14 protein-coding genes are annotated in these 19,280 nt (G+C 34.8%); 1 reads left to right on the top strand and 13 read right to left on the bottom strand.

The features are described from left to right. Nucleotides 1-430: 430 nt before the first annotated feature. The 8 genes from HNQ94_RS15120 to HNQ94_RS15085 all read right to left on the bottom strand — a co-directional run bounded on the left by HNQ94_RS15120 (nt 431) and on the right by HNQ94_RS15085 (nt 8,778). Nucleotides 431-1,237: a BtpA/SgcQ family protein gene (locus tag HNQ94_RS15120; RefSeq protein WP_174496976.1), complete on the bottom strand. Its 807-nt coding sequence runs from the start codon at nt 1,235-1,237 to the stop codon at nt 431-433. Between the two features lie 138 nt (nt 1,238-1,375). Next, entirely contained in the window at nt 1,376-2,140 is a 765-nt protein-coding gene (locus HNQ94_RS15115) for a DeoR/GlpR family DNA-binding transcription regulator (protein ID WP_174496975.1), read from the bottom strand. Between the two features lie 326 nt (nt 2,141-2,466). Further along, nucleotides 2,467-3,363: a ribokinase gene (rbsK, locus tag HNQ94_RS15110; RefSeq protein ID WP_174496974.1), complete on the bottom strand. Its 897-nt coding sequence runs from the start codon at nt 3,361-3,363 to the stop codon at nt 2,467-2,469. 185 nt (nt 3,364-3,548) lie between these two features. Beyond that, complete coding sequence (locus HNQ94_RS15105; protein ID WP_246200034.1) at nt 3,549-5,033, bottom strand: tripartite tricarboxylate transporter permease; 1,485 nt, start codon at nt 5,031-5,033, stop codon at nt 3,549-3,551. 15 nt (nt 5,034-5,048) lie between these two features. Continuing rightward, complete coding sequence (locus HNQ94_RS15100; RefSeq protein ID WP_174496973.1) at nt 5,049-5,495, bottom strand: tripartite tricarboxylate transporter TctB family protein; 447 nt, start codon at nt 5,493-5,495, stop codon at nt 5,049-5,051. Nucleotides 5,496-5,540: 45 nt separating this feature from the next. Next, on the bottom strand, nt 5,541-6,551 hold the full coding sequence (locus HNQ94_RS15095; RefSeq protein WP_246200033.1) for a tripartite tricarboxylate transporter substrate binding protein: 1,011 nt from the start codon (nt 6,549-6,551) through the stop codon (nt 5,541-5,543). A 231-nt stretch (nt 6,552-6,782) separates the two neighbouring features. Further along, nucleotides 6,783-7,805, bottom strand: coding sequence for a LacI family DNA-binding transcriptional regulator (locus tag HNQ94_RS15090; protein WP_174496972.1), 1,023 nt, complete (start codon nt 7,803-7,805; stop codon nt 6,783-6,785). A 67-nt stretch (nt 7,806-7,872) separates the two neighbouring features. Next, a complete protein-coding gene (locus HNQ94_RS15085) occupies nt 7,873-8,778 on the bottom strand; it encodes a dihydrodipicolinate synthase family protein (RefSeq protein WP_174496971.1) in 906 nt (301 codons plus the stop codon). 807 nt (nt 8,779-9,585) lie between these two features. On the opposite strand from HNQ94_RS15085, the gene HNQ94_RS15080 reads away from it, so the two are divergent. Continuing rightward, nucleotides 9,586-11,985: a S8 family serine peptidase gene (locus HNQ94_RS15080; protein ID WP_174496970.1), complete on the top strand. Its 2,400-nt coding sequence runs from the start codon at nt 9,586-9,588 to the stop codon at nt 11,983-11,985. Nucleotides 11,986-12,138: 153 nt separating this feature from the next. On the opposite strand, the gene HNQ94_RS15075 is transcribed toward HNQ94_RS15080, so the two are convergent. From HNQ94_RS15075 to HNQ94_RS15055, 5 genes are all read right to left on the bottom strand, one after another. Beyond that, nucleotides 12,139-12,891: a citryl-CoA lyase gene (locus tag HNQ94_RS15075; RefSeq protein ID WP_174496969.1), complete on the bottom strand. Its 753-nt coding sequence runs from the start codon at nt 12,889-12,891 to the stop codon at nt 12,139-12,141. 28 nt (nt 12,892-12,919) lie between these two features. Further along, nucleotides 12,920-14,677 carry a thiamine pyrophosphate-binding protein gene (locus HNQ94_RS15070; protein WP_174496968.1) on the bottom strand — a complete coding sequence of 586 codons (1,758 nt, stop codon included), beginning with the start codon at nt 14,675-14,677 and terminating at the stop codon, nt 12,920-12,922. 40 nt (nt 14,678-14,717) lie between these two features. Then, nucleotides 14,718-16,259 carry a class I adenylate-forming enzyme family protein gene (locus HNQ94_RS15065; protein WP_174496967.1) on the bottom strand — a complete coding sequence of 514 codons (1,542 nt, stop codon included), beginning with the start codon at nt 16,257-16,259 and terminating at the stop codon, nt 14,718-14,720. A 62-nt stretch (nt 16,260-16,321) separates the two neighbouring features. After that, nucleotides 16,322-17,269: a TAXI family TRAP transporter solute-binding subunit gene (locus HNQ94_RS15060; RefSeq protein WP_174496966.1), complete on the bottom strand. Its 948-nt coding sequence runs from the start codon at nt 17,267-17,269 to the stop codon at nt 16,322-16,324. Between the two features lie 58 nt (nt 17,270-17,327). Further along, nucleotides 17,328-19,277 carry a TRAP transporter permease gene (locus tag HNQ94_RS15055; protein WP_174496965.1) on the bottom strand — a complete coding sequence of 650 codons (1,950 nt, stop codon included), beginning with the start codon at nt 19,275-19,277 and terminating at the stop codon, nt 17,328-17,330. Nucleotides 19,278-19,280: the final 3 nt, after the last annotated feature.

The following is a 19,280-nucleotide window of genomic DNA, read 5'->3' as shown; positions in this document are numbered from 1 at the left end:
TGTATAAAGTAAATTAAGGTACACTTTTTGAAGTTGTCCCTAATAGTTAAATTTTTTAAAAACAATTAATATTGACTCCATCCATTGTATGGTGAATTACACTTGTTGTTAACTTTTAACATTTGTATGTGCGATTATGTTATATTATGTTATGAATGAAATTAATTGTCAACAAAATTATAAAAATTTTGATTAATTTAACTACTAAACTAACTTTTATTATACAGGGTATTATGAGTATTTATACTAGGGTTAAGTAAGAAAAGGATCTATACATATATGCAAATTATTAAGGGCTGAGTCTATAAGAAATGTACACGGTGTTAGCATTAAACAAAACACTGGGTGATTGTGTTAAAAATTATCAAAACGAGAGGTGTAACAGAGGAACACCTCTCGTTTTATAATGAAATGTTGCAATCGTTTCAGTTTATGATCGAAATTGTTTTACTTTATCCATGAATTCTTTTACTCTTTTAACGTCAACATGATTTTCGAATTTCCCATCATATTTAAATGTAGTTCCAGTCACCGCTCCATCTGCTATAGATAGTTGCTCTTCAAGGTTTGATAATCTAACTCCTGTGTTAGCAAGAACAACAGTATCAGGTACTACCTCTTTAACTTTCTTCAGTAACTGTGCATCTGTTTGGGCACCGGCAGTAAGACCTGAAACACACAAGGCATCCGGACGATTATTAAAGACTGTTGACTTAGCAATACTCTCAATATCTCGATCAGCTAAGTATTTTGCCGCTTCTGGAACAATATTAAATAATAACTTAACATTCTCGGCACCAATTCGATATTGATGTCTAATCGTTTCTCCTACGTTAGTATCCCACGTACCAAAATCACTAGCATAAACGCCCGTGAAAATTTCACGAACAAAACTTGCACCTGTTGCCGCAGCTAAATCTAGTGATTTTTTAGCATCCCACAATACGTTTACACCAAATGGTATTTTTATATCACTCATAAGCTCACCAATGATTCGTGCCATAGCTGCTACTGTTTCCGTTTTAACATCCGTTAAATACGGTAAGCTAAATTCATTCGAAAACATGACAGCATCTACACCACCATCCTGAAGTGCGTGTAAATCCTTTCGAGCCATTTCTACTACGTAATCCATTCCCTTTTCCTTATCAAAATATGGATCACCTGGTAACGGCAATAAATGACACATTGCTATAATTGCCTTTTCTGTTCCTATTACTTCCTTCATCCATGTCATAACAAAATCTTCCTTTCTTGTGGTCACTTGAACCAAGTTGATAGATTTATATAATATTTAAATTGATACCTTATTTTCAAAAGTATTAGCCTTTGTATCTGTTATGTAAGTTCATACGCATTTTGCCTCTATCCGAATCTACGCTAACACTACAGTTAAGTCATTTTTCTTCAATTGATTAATTACGTCTGTATTTGCTATCTTATTCGTAATCAATGTATCTACTTCTTCTAAATGGGCTATCTTTGCAAAAGCAGTTTTCCCAATTTTACTGTTATCTGCCACGACTATTGTACGCTGTGATGCTTGAATGGCCTTCTTTTTCACTCGTGCATCATCAAGATTAAAATCAGTAAAGCCACTTGTAATATCCACGCCGCCTACACCACATATAAAAGTATCGGGAAAGAAGACATCATAAACATCTTCGGTTAATTCACCAATAAGCGATCTTTCCCCATTTCTCACAACTCCACCTGTAACAATTAGGTTTATATTTGGGCAATCTGCTAGAAGCCAAGCGACTCTCAAACTGGATGTTACAATAGTCAAATTATTTCTTTCCTTAAGCTTTTCGGCTACAGCTAATGCTGTTGTACCAGTGTCAATAACAACAGTTTCTCCGTCTTTAATCATGTTAGCTGCAATTTCACTAATTCTATCCTTTACATCATGATTCTTGTCATAACGGATTTCAAACGGCAACTCAAAAGACCCTTGATTTACCTTAACCGCTCCACCTCTAATACGTTTGATCACTCCTTTTTGGGCAAGAGCTTCTAAGTCTCTCCTTAATGTCATTTCTGACACATTAAATTGTTCACTCAAATCACTAATTAACACTTTTTCTGTTTGATTAAGTAATTCTACAATCTCTTTTTGGCGGTTTTTAACATATTTCATGTTTAAACGATAACTTTTTTTGTTCGAATTGTCAATGAATAGTTTGAACTTTTAAGAATTTTTTGAAGATTTGAGGTCGATATTTATAAAAACATCAAATTTCAAAGCACCATAATAAAACGTCAAAAAGGAATCTTCTCTTTGAAAGGTTGTAAGCCTTTATAAGCAACTATGTTAATACTGTAAAAGGTAAAATAATTTTTGAGGATATGATTAGGTATTTAAACCCATCAGAGGAAAACACTAAGAAAAAATGGTAGAGTATATTAACATCACTCTACCATTTAGGCTAAATTTTAAAACCTCTACTAAGAATTAATGAAAAGCTATGTAGAAAGAAAATACTTAATTGAAGGCACTTTCGGTTGAGCTCCTCTCTCTCCTACTACAAAAGCCGAAACACGTGTGGCTAATTCCATTGCACTTATTTCACTTAAACCATGAACTAATCCAACCGCTAAACCAGCATTATAAGCATCACCTGCACCAGTTGTATCCACAACAGAACATTTTTCAGACGGAACAGCATGATAAGACTCCTTAGTTATTAAAACGGATCCTTTACTGCCAAGAGTAGTAATAATCTTATTAACTCCCTTATTAATTAGTAGTCTACCCGCTTTGACAATATCTTCTAAGGAATTCACCTTAATACCGGTTAATTCTTCTAGTTCGATTTTATTTGGAGTTAAAATGTCTATTTTATTTAATAGATTGCTTGACAATTTCTTAACAGGTGCAGGATTTAAGATAATTTTCTTCCCATAATTACAAGCTAAATCAACTGCTTTTTCTACAACTTGAATAGGTATTTCTAATTGTAATAAGACAATATCACACTCTCTAAAAAGATAATCATTCATTTTGACGTCTTCTTCGGTAAGACTATAGTTAGCACCAGGCACTAAAACAATTGCATTTTCACCATTTGAATCAATCTGTATAACAGCAATCCCTGTTTGTGATCTAACGGAAACACCTTCTGTTTGGATTCCTACCTTGTTGAAATGATTCATTATTCTCCGTCCATAATCATCTTCACCAAGGCTCCCAATAAATGATACATCCGCACCTAGGTTTGCGCAGTTCACGGCCTGATTAGAGCCTTTCCCACCATAAAACATCTCATAGTTATTACTAGATGTGGTTTCGCCAGGTTTCACAATTTCTTTAACGTCCATTACAAAATCCATATTTATACTTCCAACTACGAGTACATTCATTTTTCACACCCTCATTTCCCATTACTTTATACAATTGGAAAAATCCTCATAATGAAACGAATTATTCAAATTCGATAATAGACTCTAGCAAACTTCTATCGAATGAAGAAAATTAATATTAGGAAAGTCCACTCCCCTTAAGTTAGGAATGGACTCAAATATCATAGTATGACAGTATAATCTGCTTAACTATTTTTAGTTTTGTACTTTTTAATTACATTTTTTATAACAGGGAAAACTAATGATAATATTGCCAATGAAAGTAAGGTTACAGTAATAGGTCTACTAAAAAAATATGCTGCTGTTCCATCTAGACTCATTGACAATGAACGTCTTAAATTAGATTCAGCCATAGGACCTAATATTAAAGCAAGAATCAAAGGACCTAAAGGGAAATCTAGTTTTCTTAAAATTACTCCAATGATACCACTGACAACCATAACCCATACATCAAAATAAGAGTTATTTAAGGCATAAGCTCCAACAATACTAAACAGAATTACTGCTACCCAAATAAACTCCCTTTTTACTAACATAATTCTTGAAAATAAATTTGCACCAGCAAGACCCACAAATAGTACTATCAGGTTTGCTATAAATAAGAGAATAATTATGACATATACAAAATCCACATGATCGGTGAAAAGTACAGGACCAGGTTGCATGCCATACATCATTAAAGCCCCAATTAATATGGCGGTAACACTATCACCTGGTAATCCAAGTGTTAACATGGTCGTAAAAGCTCCACCAATAACAGCATTATTAGCAGTACTACTCGCAGCTAATCCTTCTAGGGAACCTTTTCCAAATTCTTTTTTCTTTTTTGAAAAACGTTTGCTTTGTTCCCAACTTATAAGGGAAGCGATATCTCCGCCTGCACCAGGAATAGCACCAATTATTGTCGATAGAGCAGAAGAGAACCAAAAAGGTTTCCTCATTTGTTTTCGCTCCTGTTTATTTGGAATTATTCTCCCAACCTTAATTTTCTTAACTTTTTCTTTCTTGTTTGATTCTAAAATCTGAGAAAGCACCTCTCCTAAACCGAAAAGCCCAATCATAATAGGTATAAAAGAAATCCCATCTAATAAGTTCGGGTTATCAAATGTAAAGCGAGGATACGATAATATTGGATCCAATCCAATTGTGGCAATAAATAGCCCAATGAATCCCATTATCATACCTTTTGCAATAGATTTCCCAGACACACTAATCATCATGGATAACCCAAATATTGCAAGTGCAAAATATTCAGGTGGGCCAAAACTTAAAGCTACTCTAGAAATTGGAAATGCTGCCACTAAGAGAAAAATAGTACTAACAAGCCCTCCCAAAGCGGAATAAATTGCGTTTATACCAAGCGCTAAACCTGTCTGCCCTTTTTTATTAAGTTCATACCCATCCCATGCTGTAGCCATAGAGGCAGGTGTTCCCGGTGCATTTATAAGTATTGCTGGAATCCCTCCTGCAAAAATCGAAGAGCAATAAATAGCAATTAGCATTGCTAATCCCTCTTGAGGTTGAAGCCAAAATGTTAAAGGAACAAGGATGGCTACACCCATTGTGGCAGTGAGGCCAGGCAAAGCTCCAATAAACACTCCCAATATTACACCGATAATCATATACATAAAAACAGAAGGTTGGAGAACTTGCATTAAAGCATCAATCAATTTATATTTCCCCCTTTATAGAAGGACACTAAATCCTTTAACAAAAATAAGATACACCGAAATACTTAATATCACTGCAGTCACTAAAGAAGTAAGAACTTTTAATTTTAAAACTATAAATTGTATAAATAACATAATTATAGAAATTAGGATAAATGGTAATTTACCAAGGAAAAATATCATGAGAATCATACTCCCAACAACTACACAAAAGCTAATAGCATGATGCCTAGTTATTCCTTCAAAAAAGTGTCTACCTTCCTCTTGAACTTTATTAAGTAAAATAACTTTTAAAATATCTATTAGACAAAAAAATATTATTGTAACTAAAATAATTTTAGGAAAAAAGGCGGGACCTATCCCGCCTTGACCAATTCCTTCTGGAAACGAAAACGTCTTACTAAAGAAAAACAATGAGATTGTTATAACCACAATATCAAACAAGACATTCGCTTTTTTCATTTTTCATCACCTACTTTGTTCTGTTTTCCCAATGAATTAAGAGAATTACTGTAGGTCCATATTTGGAATTAATTCGTTATAGAAATCAAATTGTTTACTTGCAAAATCAGTAAACTCTTCGGCTGAAAGGTATGATGCATTTAATCCTCTTTCGGTTGATACTGTTTGGAACTCCTCAGAAGCTACTGCCTTCTTAACCGCTTCTTCCAAGACTGATTTAACATCATCAGGTATACCTTTAGGTGCAGCAAATCCACCCCAAGCTGCAATTTCAAGATCAATACCTGATTCAATTAATGTTGGAACATCAGGGAATGTAGGGTCTCTATCTGAACTCATAACAGCAAGAATCTTCAAATCTCCTCCATCAACATTTGCTTTAACCTCTGACGGACTAACAGAAACAGCTTCAATATGACCACCAAGTAAAGCTGCTACAGCAGGAGCCGCACCATCGAATGGTACATATTTAAACTCAGCACCTGTTTCTTCTGCAAGTCCAGCAGCTGCAATGTGCCAGATTGAACCTGTTCCAGAGTTGCCTACACGTATTTGACCAGGATTGTCTTTAGCGTATTGTATAAATTCTTCAATTGTATCGTAAGGTGCATCTGCCGGGACTGTTACTGCTGCTGGAATCACAATAGCTCTTCCTAGCAACTCAAAGTTGGCAGGCTCAACATCTGCAAAACCAAGCGCTTTTACCATAGACATTTCAACAGGAACATAACCAATTCCATATCCATCCGGGTTTTTCCCTTCAACATAAGACATACCTACAGCACCGGTACCACCTGTTTTATTAGTAACCACTACAGGAACACCTAATTCCTTCTCCATGAAAGAACCTACTGTTCGTCCAACCATATCGGAAGCACCACCAGGAGAATATGGCACAACTAATTCAATTTGTTTATTTGGATATTTTGACTCTTCGTTTGAGTCTTGAGTATTATCCTCTGTTTCATTCTCTCCTCCTGAATTATTTGCTTCCGAACTACAAGCTGCCAACAACGCAATAAATAAAACTAAAATCATTAAGTACCATTTTTTCATTTCTTTCCCCTCTTTCAAATTATTTTATATAAATCCTTCTATAAAAAAGAGTAAAAATAATACAAGTAGGATAAATAGTTTGAAAATAATATAGAAGGTTATTACTGATTTTTTGACTCTAAGAATAATCCTACACTCAAGTTTTCATAAACCTTATTTTGTTAGCGCTTACATTAACTGATGTATAACCTCATTATTGATTAATCACGGAAACTGTTAGTATATTTCACCTTAAGAGTGCTTAAAGGCCGGCTTTGCACAAGAACTACGTATTTGCAGTTCTGGTTTGATAACTAGTTGTATTGGAGAATAATCTTCTTCCATCGTTAACCTATTTTTTAACAGGATTGCAGCTTCCACACCTATTCTCTTAAGAGGCTGGGTCATTAGCGTAAGTGGTGGCTTTACTAACTCCCATTGGGCAACATCCCCAAAGGTTATTACGGATATATCATCAGGTATGCTTAACCCTCTATCATTGATGGCTTTAAGTAAACCAACTGTCATCGTGTTATTACAGCAATAAATAGCAGTCGGCGGATTGGGGAGTAACAGTAACTCAGTTGCACTTTCATAAGCCTTTATCTCGTTAAAGTCGCCCGGCATAATGAGATTTTTATCAGATGAACAATTAAGTTTTTCTATTGCATCTAAAGCACCTTCAAGCCTTTCCTTACCTACAGAATTTTTTAATAAGCCATAAATAACTCCTATACGATTATGTCCTAGTGATTGTAAGTATGAAATCGATTCATACGACCCATAGTAATTGTCATCCACAATCAGATCTGTAGTGATTCCTTCAACCTTTTTATCTACTAAAATTACTGGGATGTTTTGATCGATTACAAGTTGAACTAAATCTTTATTTGCACCTGTTGGAATTAAGACAAGTGCTTCAACTCTTTGTTCTAAAATCAACTGTAGTAATTCTCTCTCTGTCTGTTCATTTTCATTATGACTCATAACTAACATGTGGCAGCCCATACTTCTTAATGTATCTTCAATGGTTTTTGCTATTGACATTAAATAATAATTGGATATGTAAGAAACAATCATGCCAACTTTCTTCGTTCTAATAGCCTTTAAACTGCGAGCATTAGCATTAACTTGATAGTTTAGTGTTTTTATAGCCTCTGAGACTCTTTTCCTTGTCTCTTTCCCAACATATCCTTTCTCGTTAAGTACTTTTGAAACCGTCCCAATGGACACACCTGCATGTTTAGCTACATCTTTAATTGTTATATTTTTCATGATGCCTCCACTTTGATAAAACGTTTCACTATTTACACGTTTTAATTATAAAATTCTATTCTAAAATTCAAGCTTTTAATGTCCATACACTATCAATTTCTTTTAAATTCTCTTCAAGTATGCTTTTTTCTGATTCAGATAAATCCATTTGAGGTGCTTTCATATAGCCTACATCTAGGCCCCTCATTTTTAATGCAGATTTAAAATAAGCCATATTACTACCACTCTTTAAAGTTTCACAGATATCAATTGCTAACTTTTGAAACTTTCTTGCTGATTCTAAATCATTATTTTTAAAGGAATTGTACAATTCCACAAACGGCTCTGGATAAACACAAGATACACCGGAAACAACACCATCACACCCCATAGCCAACTCTGCCAAGAATAGTTTATCTACTCCAGGTAAAACGGAAAACTGTCCTTCATTAATACCTAGGTACTCATTTACCCTTAGTAGGTCCGGATAGCTGTACTTAATACCAATTACGTTTTTACAGCGATTGGCAACGTTTTGGGCTACATTTGCTGACAGATCATTGCTAGCACACTGTGGAATATTATACAAATAAACAGGGAAATCTTCAGGAACACTTGACGAAACATTTACAAAATATTCTTCCAACTCTTGTTCACTAGCAGAGAAGTATATCGGTGTTACAACACCAATCCCGTCTGCACCTATTGCATGAGCATGTTGGGCTAATGAAATTGTATCTTCTTGTTTCATTGCCCCTACATGAACATAGACTGTAACTCTTCCAGCAACTTTTTGAACAATCCTTTCTGCAACTGCTTTTCGCTCCTTAACACTCAACCGAAGCATTTCCCCTGTTGTTCCTAGTGGATACAAACAATGTACACCTTTACTTATCAAAAATTCGGTTAATTGATCAAGCTGATCGAGTTGTGGATTGCCTTTTTCATCTAGGGGTGTAACCATAGCTGTTGTAACACCATATAAACGCTTCAATGGACCATCTCCTTTTTTATAATGGAAATTAGTAAAACGTTTCACTATTTAATTTAAAAAAATTAGTTTTTTTTATAAGAAAAACCATATTGTAAGCGAATACATAAAAACTAATAAGAGTTTTATTACTTTTTAAAGATAATAATAGTAAAACGTTTTATTTTTTTGATTATAAACCAAAATTTACTTAATTACAATGAATTTTCTGTAAATTTAAAATATTTTCTCATGAATGTAAACTGGACATTAACAAATGGCTTTTTTTAAACTCTTTCACAAATATCAACTATTGCGCATCCAGTCTTGTATTTTGTTTTTGGGTGTTTACTGGCATGATGCACTAAAAGTCAATTACTTAAAATGCATTATTAACACTTCTTCTTTCCAGTCTAATTATCAAAACCCATAATAAGTTGGAGAACCTGTTGGAAATCATCGATAACTATAATTTTTTCTGTTTCCCTTTTAACTATTTACTTCTACCTTTTTCTCCGAGATCCCATTCCACATAGAAGAAAATACTCTAATCTTTTTTTCATTTTGCGATACTTACAGAGTCTATCTTTGTTACTAAACTGCTAATTGTGTAACTTTAAAAAGATTTATAGTTTTATTATTTACCAATATGGTGAATGTTGTCTGAATATTACGAAAAGTATCTGAAGGATAATGGATAACAATCCATAAGTTATATATTTGTACCATATTTTATACCTTCATTCTTAGAGGAGGTGGATTCATACATAGGAGAAGGGTGATGCGGAAACTCAACTTAATCAATTTATTTAGGGGAGGACGTATAAAGACATGAAGAGAAATTTTTCAAAAATCTTATTTAGCTTATTAGCATTTGTACTAATCTTTTCTATTTTTGGTTTTACTGTAGCAGCAAATGGGGGCAAAAAGTCAAAAACTCAATTTTCTGAAATACCATTAGCTGAAATATTAGGTGACATTGAACTGTCCTCAGACAGACCAACGTCTGTAATAGTTGAGTTAGAGGAAGAGTCTATTGTAGAAGCAAAGCATAAAGGGACAAGCCAAACAAAGGCTAACTTGAAGTCCGAAAGAGGAAAAGTCATTAAAGCGTTAGAAAAAGCAGTTAAAAACGCTGATGTTAATAGAGAATATGACTATGTATTTTCTGGTTTCTCTGTAGAACTACCTGGCAATGAAATTGTGAAACTAGCAGCAATTCCAGGCGTAAAGGCTGTTTATCCAAATGTTCATTATACAGCCGAAGTAATATCTGCAGAAGTAATTTCGGAAGAAGCATTTAGTCCAGAAATGATGAATAGTGCTCCATTTATAGGGTCCAATGAAGCATGGGAAGCTGGTTTTACTGGTGAAGGAGTAACTGTAGCAGTTATCGATACTGGTGTTGACTATACTCATCCTGACTTAGCACATGCTTTTGACGATTACAAAGGATACGATTTTGTAGACGATGACAATGACCCACAAGAAGGAGCAGGACAATACCACGGTACTCACGTCTCTGGTACAGTAGCAGCCAATGGTGCGATTAAGGGTGTTGCTCCTGATGCTACATTGTTAGGATATCGTGTATTAGGTCCTGATGGTGGTACCACGGAAGATGTTGTTGCTGGTATTGAACTTGCGGTTCAAGATGGAGCTGACGTGATGAACTTGTCACTAGGTAACTCACTAAACAATCCTGACTGGGCAACGTCTATTGCTTTAGACTGGGCAATGGCTGAAGGGGTTGTAGCCGTGACTTCTAACGGAAACAGCGGTCCTGACAACTGGACAGTAGGATCTCCAGGTACATCCCGTGATGCTATTTCTGTAGGGGCTACTCAACTTCCGTATGAAGTTTATAGTGTAGAGACAACTACTACAGGTGATGTCTCATATGAAAGTGATAAAGTTATGGGTTATGCAGATGTAAAGGACTTAACTGCTCTTGATGGGAATGAATACGAGTTTGTTAATGCTGGTTTAGGAAATCCGGACGACTTTAAGGATATTGATGTTGAAGGTAAAATTGCCCTCATCAGCAGAGGAGCTATTCCTTTTGTTGATAAAGCTGCAAATGCAAAAGCAGCTGGGGCTGTTGGTGCAATCATTTTCAATAGTGAACCTGAAGAATTTGATTTTGTAATCCCGGGAATGGAAGTACCAACAATTAAAATGTCAGGTGTAGACGGTCAGAAAATACTTAGTGAATTAGAAAAAGGAAACAATACAGTTTCTTTTGATCTTGAATATGTTACAACTAACCCAGAAGTTATGGCTGACTTTTCATCCCGTGGCCCCGTAACACTTACATGGATGATTAAGCCTGATGTTTCTGCACCGGGTGTTAATATCGTGAGTACTTTCCCTGGTAATGGTTATGCAGCATTACAAGGAACAAGCATGTCAGCTCCTCACGTTGCTGGTGCATCAGCATTACTATTAGAGAAGAACCCTAATTGGGGAACAGAAGATGTTAAAGCGGCATTAATGAATACAGCTGTTGATGTGATTGATCCAGCTACAGGTAAAGCTTATGCACACAATTCACAAGGTGCAGGTAGTATCCGGATTGTTGATGCATTAAATACTACTACTTTAGTAGCTCCTGGTAGTCACTCTTTCGGTAAATTTGTAAAAAATACAGGTAAACAAGTAGAAAAACAAAGTTTTGAAATTAAAAACCTATCAAGTGAAAGAAAGAGTTATAGCTTTGACGTTGAATTTGCTGGAAATCCAGATGGAATTAAAGTATCTACAAGTAATAACTTAAAGGTTAACCCAGGAAAATCACAACAAGTTAACTTTAATGTTCAAGTAGATACTTCTAAATTAGAACCCGGTTATTATGAAGCAACTATTTCAGTAAGTGATGGAACACAAAAAATTGATGTGCCATCGATTTTATTTGTCGGTGAACCAGACTATCCGCGCCTGACTGGTGCATTTTTAGAAAAGGTTGAGGAAGGATCCTACTATGTTGGTTCATATTTACCTGGTGGTGCAGAAGTAGTTCAATATAATTTATTCGAACTGAATGGAGAAAAAATTGGTGAACCTATTGATACATTAGGTACATTTAGTAATGCACCAGCTCCCTACCATGAATTCTTATGGGATGGAAAAGTAGGAGGCGAAGAACTGGAAGATGGAGAATACGTATTAGGAGTATATGTAGAACAAGCAGGAGTTACCGAGTATAAAGCGTACTTAGTAACGAAAAACTAAAGTTTTACTAAATAGAATCCAGCTGGCAATTCCAGCTGGATTCTTATTTAATAATGTATTTCTAGGAGAAACATATGATAAATACATTCAGATAATAGTATTTTCTATCATTTTAACAATTTGTGATTTTTATATATCTACATCATCTAAGTTTTACATATTATATTTTGTGTTTTCTTGAACATAATCCCAAAGGTCTTGAGATATTCTATCTTTCCCCTGTTCTTCTAGTATATGCCCTATTAAACCAACTGATCTTGCTGCTAGTGCAAAACACTTAACTATATTCCACTTAAAACCCATATCTGATAATATTGCACCAACAGCACCTGAAGCATTTAATACAATTTCTTTTTGTTTTATCTCACACAAGCTTTTATGAATATCCGTGATTAGTTTACTATAACCTTTTTTAAACCCTAAATTTTCAGCCATTTCAAAAAGCTTCTTACTTCTAGGATCAACTTGCTTATGAATGGGATGACCAAATCCAGGAAACCTTTTATCTTTATAATTAGATAAAATTTTATTAACCATTTCGTCATTATCTAAATTCCCATAGAATCCCACAGATTCCTGTAAAACCCTTGCCGTAGACTCCATTGAACCTAAATAAACATTTCCAGCTCCTAACAAACCTGCAGCAACAGCTGCTTGTGTAGATTCAGGAGCGCCAAGATAGGTTAATCTTGTTGAAATTGAACTTGGTGTAAAGCCATGTTCACATAGTGCTACCATAATTGCATTTAGCATCCTAGACTCATTTTCTGTTGGGAGTCTATGAGTTGCTGCTATAAAAGCCATATCTCCAAGATTTACATTTCCAATTAAATCATTACACAAGTCTTTACCATAAATAAGTATATTCTCAGAGTCTGAAAATCCAATACTAGTATTAAATTTCATCATTCTCCCCCCTTCAAATCAGTTTATCCTAAAAAAAGGCATTTTCATCATAAGGATTGGCTTCTACTTTTTTATACTTTTTCATTTTTTCTGTGACTGCATTTATTTCTTTCGTGTAATTTCGTTCTACATCAATGATTACATCTAATACTGTAGTTACATTACTGTTAATTGCGTCTATTAAGGCACTCTTAAATTGAGTTGAATCCTTAATTCGGACGCCCTTGGCCCCGTATCCTTTTGCAATATCTGCAAAATTTGTGTCAGTAAAATGAGTTGCAATAGTCTTTTTACCTTGTCTAGCAGAAGGCATTCCTAAACGCGAGTCATTCATAACTATCAAAACAACTGGACAATTATGTTGTACTGAAGTAGAAATTGAATTAGCTGTCATCGCCATTCCACCATCTCCAACAACTGCAACAACACACTTATCCGGATTAACAATTTTAGTAGCAACTGCTGCTGGCGGACCTGAACCCATTCCAGCTATTCCACCTGGAACTACAACACTTCCAGCTGTTTTGCTTTGATATAGATGGGCAGTCCAAGCTCGATTTGTTCCGGCATCTGTCATCAAAAATGCATCTTTCGGCAAAACTTCATTCAAAATCCCTATTATCCTCTGTGGGTATACAGGTGATGAATCTATTGTTGTAAATGGGTCTTCAAAATAACCTAGCTCTTTTTTATATTTCTGTACTCGTTCCTTTCTTTGAGTTGCTACAACTTGATTTACTATACTAGATGCATTTTCGTTAAATTTTTGAAGTGTTGCTTTTAAATCACCTATTAGAGATAGGTCTATCGGGAATGTCCATCCAGCTCTATGAGGATCTATGTCTACCTGAATTATTTTCTGTTTTTGAGGGTTAATTAATGCTGGATTTTCTTGTGCGGTATCAGATGGACCAAGTCTACAACCTAAAGAAATAATTAAATCAGCTTCACCCACTATTGTATTTGCAACTAGTTGCCCATAGTCGCTAAGCATACCTAATGCGAGCGGATGATCTTCGTTTAAGACGCTTTTTCCTCGATAACTAGTTGCAACAGGGATACTTGTTAATTCGCAAAACTCTTTTAGCTCAGCATAACTGTTAGACATATGAATACCGTTACCTGCAATTATAACAGGGCGTTCAGCGTTTCCTATCAGCTCAAAAGCCTTTTTAATTTGCTCATCATTAGGACTACTTTTTTGTGTTTCACAAATGTATCCACTCATGCCATATAAATATGGCGGTTCATTTTCGTTAAATTCTTCATACACTTCTGGTTGATAAATTACTAGCCCGGCTGGTCCTTTTCTATCTGTACATGCATGTTTAATTGCTTGTTGCAATCCTTGTATTGCTTGTTTTGGAGTTGTAGCAAGACCTGTGTATTTTGTCATTTTTCTCAATATTCCCAGTAAATCAAAGGACCCATATTCACCAGATCCTGACTGTATCATACCCTTTTGACCAAATGAATTAGTTACAGCATCAGAAATCACGATTAAGGGATAACCACTAAGATAAGCTTCTATAATTCCAAATCCCCCACTGGAAGCAATAAAAGGTCCCTGCCCCATTAGTATTGCGGGTTTTCCAGTTAATCGTCCATATGTTGCTGCCATAATTGCTGCACTTTGTTCATGGCGCGCAATAATTAGTTTTACTTTTCCTCTCCGCCCTAGCGCATTAAAGAGTCTATACGTTATACCACCCTGTATACCAAAAACGTATTCAATTTCCGCTTCCTCAATAAGATCACACATTACATCTACAGCTTTTCTCTCCATAAGAAACCTCCGCTAATCTTTTTTCTTTATACATAACATTTCAAATTTGTTGTTGATATATTTCTTTGAGTTTATTTTTATCAACTTTACCATTCGCATTTTTTGGCAATTCAGCAACTATAGTTATGTTTTTAGGATTTTTATAATTTGCTAAACAACGCTTGCAATGGTTCTTTATTTGTTCTACAGAAAGATTATTGTCATTTTCTAATACAATAAATGCTGAAACAGCTTCCCCCCAAATTTCATCTGGAATACCAGCAACAGCTACTTCTTTTACACCAGCAATTTCGTAAATTGCATCTTCTACTTCTCTCGAATAAACGTTATATCCACCACTAATAATCATGTCTTTTTTACGTCCTACAATATAAAAGTAACCATTGTTGTCAATAAAACCCAAATCACCAGTATATAGCCATCCGTCTTTTATCGTTTCCTGAGTGTCTCTTTCTCTTTTCCAATATCCACTCATTACGTTATTACCTCTAACTACCAACTCTCCAACTTCTTCTTCTACAGTTTCTTCACCTGCGTCATTTACGATTTTCACTTGAACATTTGTTACTTCTCTTCCAGTAGATTCAAGTAATTTATCGTTATCCTCTAATAAGAGATGTTCCCTTTTTGGAAGTACCAGCACGGGGTTAGGAGCTTCAGTAAGAGCGTAAACTTGAACTAAGACAGGACCAAAAAACTCTATTGCTTTCTTAAGCATTTCCTTAGGCATAGGAGATGCTGAATAAAGAATATTCTTTAAAGAATGTATATTGTAATTAAACCTATTTTCATAATCTAATAGCATACCGATTATAGTCGGAACTAAAAATGTATTATTTATTTTATGTTTTTCAACAACTTCAAAAAAGATCTCTGGCGAAAACTTATGAATAAATACATTAGCAGCACCTTTTATAAAATGAGGTAACACCTTTGAACCACTTCCATGTGCTAAGGAAGCAACATGAAGCATACGATCATGGGGCTTAATTTCTAGTTCATCACTAAATACATTGTTTATCGTTTCTAGCCTTGATCTATAACTTATAACAGCACCTTTAGGCTTTCCAGTAGTCCCAGATGTATATAAAATTTGATAAGGATCATTATCGTTTGTTTCTACAATAATATCTTTTTTGCACCTAGTACTAATCCACCTTTGCAAAGAAGGCTGTTCATCATTTAAATCAGTATTACTTTGTATGATATATTCGAGATGAGTTAAACTATCTTTTATTTTTTTTATTATCTCCCTAAAACTAGAATCAAATATTATTGCCTTAGCTTCAACATCCTTTAGTATATATTCAATTTCATTTTCTTTTAATTTAGGATTTATGGGTACTCTAACTAACCCACTTTTTGCTAATGAAAAGTCACAAAAAACAAAATTTGCTGAATTTTTTAATAAAACAGCTACACGATCCCCTTTTTCCAAACCCAAACTCAATAGTCCTCTAGCAATTGCATTTGAGTTTTCATTTACCTCTTTAAAGGAATATATTTGTTCGTTATCTATAATAGCTATATTATCTTTATAATATCGTCCGCTTCTTGTAATTAAGTATCCAATTTGATTCACAAACTAATACCTCCTGTGAAATATAACTATTAAAGGAGAGAATTACTCCCTCCTTTTTTAGACTAATCTATAATATTATTTTCTTTATAATATTCTTCGGCGCCTGGATGGTATGGTAATAGTGCTTCTGAATTATAAAAATCATTATTGCCTGTATAGTGTTGACCTTCAGGATGCACTTCTACCAATTCATCATTATGAGTAAATGTTATATCTATGAATTCACTAACTACATCATCCGGTACGTCTTTATTAGCAAAGACCACATAAGGGGCCAAAAATGTCTTTATGTCTTCATCTACATCGTAATCTGATCCAGGAATTGTTGCTTTAAACCAATATGGATAAGCTTCTACCAACCTGTCTAACCCTTCGTCTGTTTGACTAATAAAACGAATATCAAGAGAAGTACCTAGTTCAATAATGGTTGATGCAGGAATTCCCGCAAAAACAAATGCTGCATCAAGATTCTCATCTTTTAATCCTGTGGACATTTCAGCAAAAGATAAAGGCACCACTTCTAAGTCATCTAAAGTAAGACCATAAGCTTCAACAGTAGCTTTAGCTAGTTTCTCACCTATATTCCCTGGCGGAATACCTATCCTTTTCCCTTCAAAATCTTCTATACTCTGAATATCAGAATCATCCCTTACAATAATATGTTGATAGCCACCATGACCAGCTAATACCAGCCTCAAATTTTCATATTTTCTATCATATGCGCCTTCACCGTTATAAGCTTCAATAGCTGCGTCATAAACACCAAAGCCAAAATCTAAATCACCAGAATCTACTAGGTTTAAATTCTCTGTGGTTGCAGCTGTAGATTGGGCAGTTAATTCTATTGAATCAGAATTATTTGTAACTATATTCCCCATTCCTGCACCTACAACATAAAATACCCCACCACTACCACCAGTTCCAATTGATCTTCTTTCCACTTCATTACACGCAGTAGCAACAACTGCTAACATCATTACAAACAACATCATCAAAATCTTTTTGGGCATTTTAAAGCCTCCTTTGTTTTTTTGAAAAATCCCTTCTTTAAAGTTGTTTCACCCCCCTTTATTTGGTAAAACCACTGTCAGTACCATTAAAATCTTGATTGTTACTACTAATTTTTCTTTTAACCATAACTACTATTGCGAAAATAAGTAGGAATGCAGCACCAACTAAATCTGTATAAACATTAGGATGTATAAGTGTAATAGAAGCCACAAATAATACCACTCTTAACCATTTTTTTATAATTCCAAAGAAGTAATAGTAGCCTTCTAATGAACCAGATAGTAGTGTTACCCCGAAAATAGCTGTTGTAAATCCTACTAAAATTTCTATTGGCTGTCCTTCGAATATTAATGTTGGATTATACACAAACATGAAAGGAATAATAAATGCTGCAAGGCCGAGCTTAAATGCCTTAATACTGGTTTTGAAAGGGTTCGAACCAGATATACCTGCAGCAACATAAGATGCTAAAGCAACTGGAGGAGTAATAGCAGAAATAATAGCAAAATAGAATACAAATAGATGGGCTGCAATAGGTTGAATTCCTATTCTAACTAAGGCAGGTGCTACTAATACCGCAACAATTAAATATGCAGCAACAGTTGGTACACCCATACCAGCAATTAAACAAGCTATCATAGTTAAGATTAAAAGAAGTATTAAGCTTCCCTGTGAAAATTCAATAATAATACCAGAGAATTTAAGGCCTAGGCCTGTTAAAGTAAAAATCCCAATTACAATACCGGCACAAGCACAAACTGCAACAATTTCTAAGGCAGAATAAGCACCTTTTTGTAGAGCAGATAAAATTTCTTTAAGTGACATTCTTGTGTTTTTCCGGAACATGGTAACTAACACTGAAGATACGATTGCCCAAAAGGCTGCCTTTCCAGGAGATGTACCTTCAAAGGCCAATAGATATATAAGAATAATAAGTGGAGTTGATAGGTGCCAGCCTTTCTTAAAAGTTTTTCTAAAACTAGGTAATTGGCTCTTCGGTATACCTTTTAACCCCATTTTAATAGCCTTAAAATCTACGGAAATAAAAACAGAAGTATAGTAAAGAATAGCTGGAATCAATGCTGCAAGTATGATCATGGAGTACGGTAGTCCTAGTATTTCAGCCATGATAAATGCGGAAGCACCCATTATTGGAGGCATCAATTGTCCCCCAGATGAAGAAACTGCTTCGACCCCGGCCGCATCATACTTACTAAAACCATTTCTTTTCATTAATGGTATGGTTAAAGTTCCAGTACCAGCCACATTTGCAACAGCACTTCCTGATATACTCCCAAACAAACTACTGGCAATTACCGCCACTTTAGCAGGGCCACCTCTAAATCTACCGAATACCGATAGTGCTAAGTCTATGAAAAATTGTCCGGCTCCTGTACGTTGTAAGAAAACGGCAAATATAACGAATAATGTAACATACGAAGCAGAAACTCCCAGAGGTGTACCTAAGATTCCTTCAGTCCATAATGAAACGCTTGTAGAAATTCTTTCAAAACTAAATCCAGCATTACCCAATCTACCAGGTATTAGAAAACCAAATAGTGCGTACAAAATAAATAAAATCGATATAATCGGTAAGGCCCAACCAAGAATTCTCCTAGTTGCCTCAATAACTAAGATTAGAAGAACAATAGAGGCAAATATATCAAATGAATTGTAATACCCTAATCGTTCACTGGATAGTTGGACACTTTCTTTTGCTATATAGAAACAAGATATAAGGGATAGGGTAATTAGGGCAAGATCAACAGAAATAGTAATTGGTGAAGTCTTTTTTGATTTAATTGCTGGAACCAGAGTAAAAATTAATACCAACCCAAACATCAAATGAATAATTCTTAACTGAACAGTGTTTACTGGATAATATATAATTGTTAGTTGAAAAATTGAAAAGGCTATTGCCAAAATAAAAACTATTATTTTTAGGTGTCCCTTAAAAGATCTGAATTTCGTGTTTTCCTCTTCAACTTCTAAATCTTTGATATCCAAGTT

This window comes from Salirhabdus euzebyi (assembly GCF_014207435.1).
Lineage (GTDB): Bacteria > Bacillota > Bacilli > Bacillales > Alkalibacillaceae > Salirhabdus > Salirhabdus euzebyi.
This window is presented reverse-complemented; position numbering and strand designations above follow the sequence as displayed.

Excerpts from the sequence above, each read along its gene's own strand:
- HNQ94_RS15090 (WP_174496972.1), bottom strand. The coding sequence starts at position 7,805 with ATGAAAAATATAACAATTAAAGATGTAGCTAAACATGCAGGTGTGTCC.
- HNQ94_RS15120 (WP_174496976.1), bottom strand. The coding sequence starts at position 1,237 with ATGACATGGATGAAGGAAGTAATAGGAACAGAAAAGGCAATTATAGCA.
- HNQ94_RS15070 (WP_174496968.1), bottom strand. The coding sequence starts at position 14,677 with ATGGAGAGAAAAGCTGTAGATGTAATGTGTGATCTTATTGAGGAAGCG.
- HNQ94_RS15080 (WP_174496970.1), top strand. The coding sequence starts at position 9,586 with ATGAAGAGAAATTTTTCAAAAATCTTATTTAGCTTATTAGCATTTGTA.
- HNQ94_RS15095 (WP_246200033.1), bottom strand. The coding sequence starts at position 6,551 with ATGAAAAAATGGTACTTAATGATTTTAGTTTTATTTATTGCGTTGTTG.
- rbsK (WP_174496974.1), bottom strand. The coding sequence starts at position 3,363 with ATGAATGTACTCGTAGTTGGAAGTATAAATATGGATTTTGTAATGGAC.
- HNQ94_RS15115 (WP_174496975.1), bottom strand. The coding sequence starts at position 2,140 with ATGAAATATGTTAAAAACCGCCAAAAAGAGATTGTAGAATTACTTAAT.
- HNQ94_RS15100 (WP_174496973.1), bottom strand. The coding sequence starts at position 5,495 with ATGAAAAAAGCGAATGTCTTGTTTGATATTGTGGTTATAACAATCTCA.
- HNQ94_RS15075 (WP_174496969.1), bottom strand. The coding sequence starts at position 12,891 with ATGAAATTTAATACTAGTATTGGATTTTCAGACTCTGAGAATATACTT.
- HNQ94_RS15060 (WP_174496966.1), bottom strand. The coding sequence starts at position 17,269 with ATGCCCAAAAAGATTTTGATGATGTTGTTTGTAATGATGTTAGCAGTT.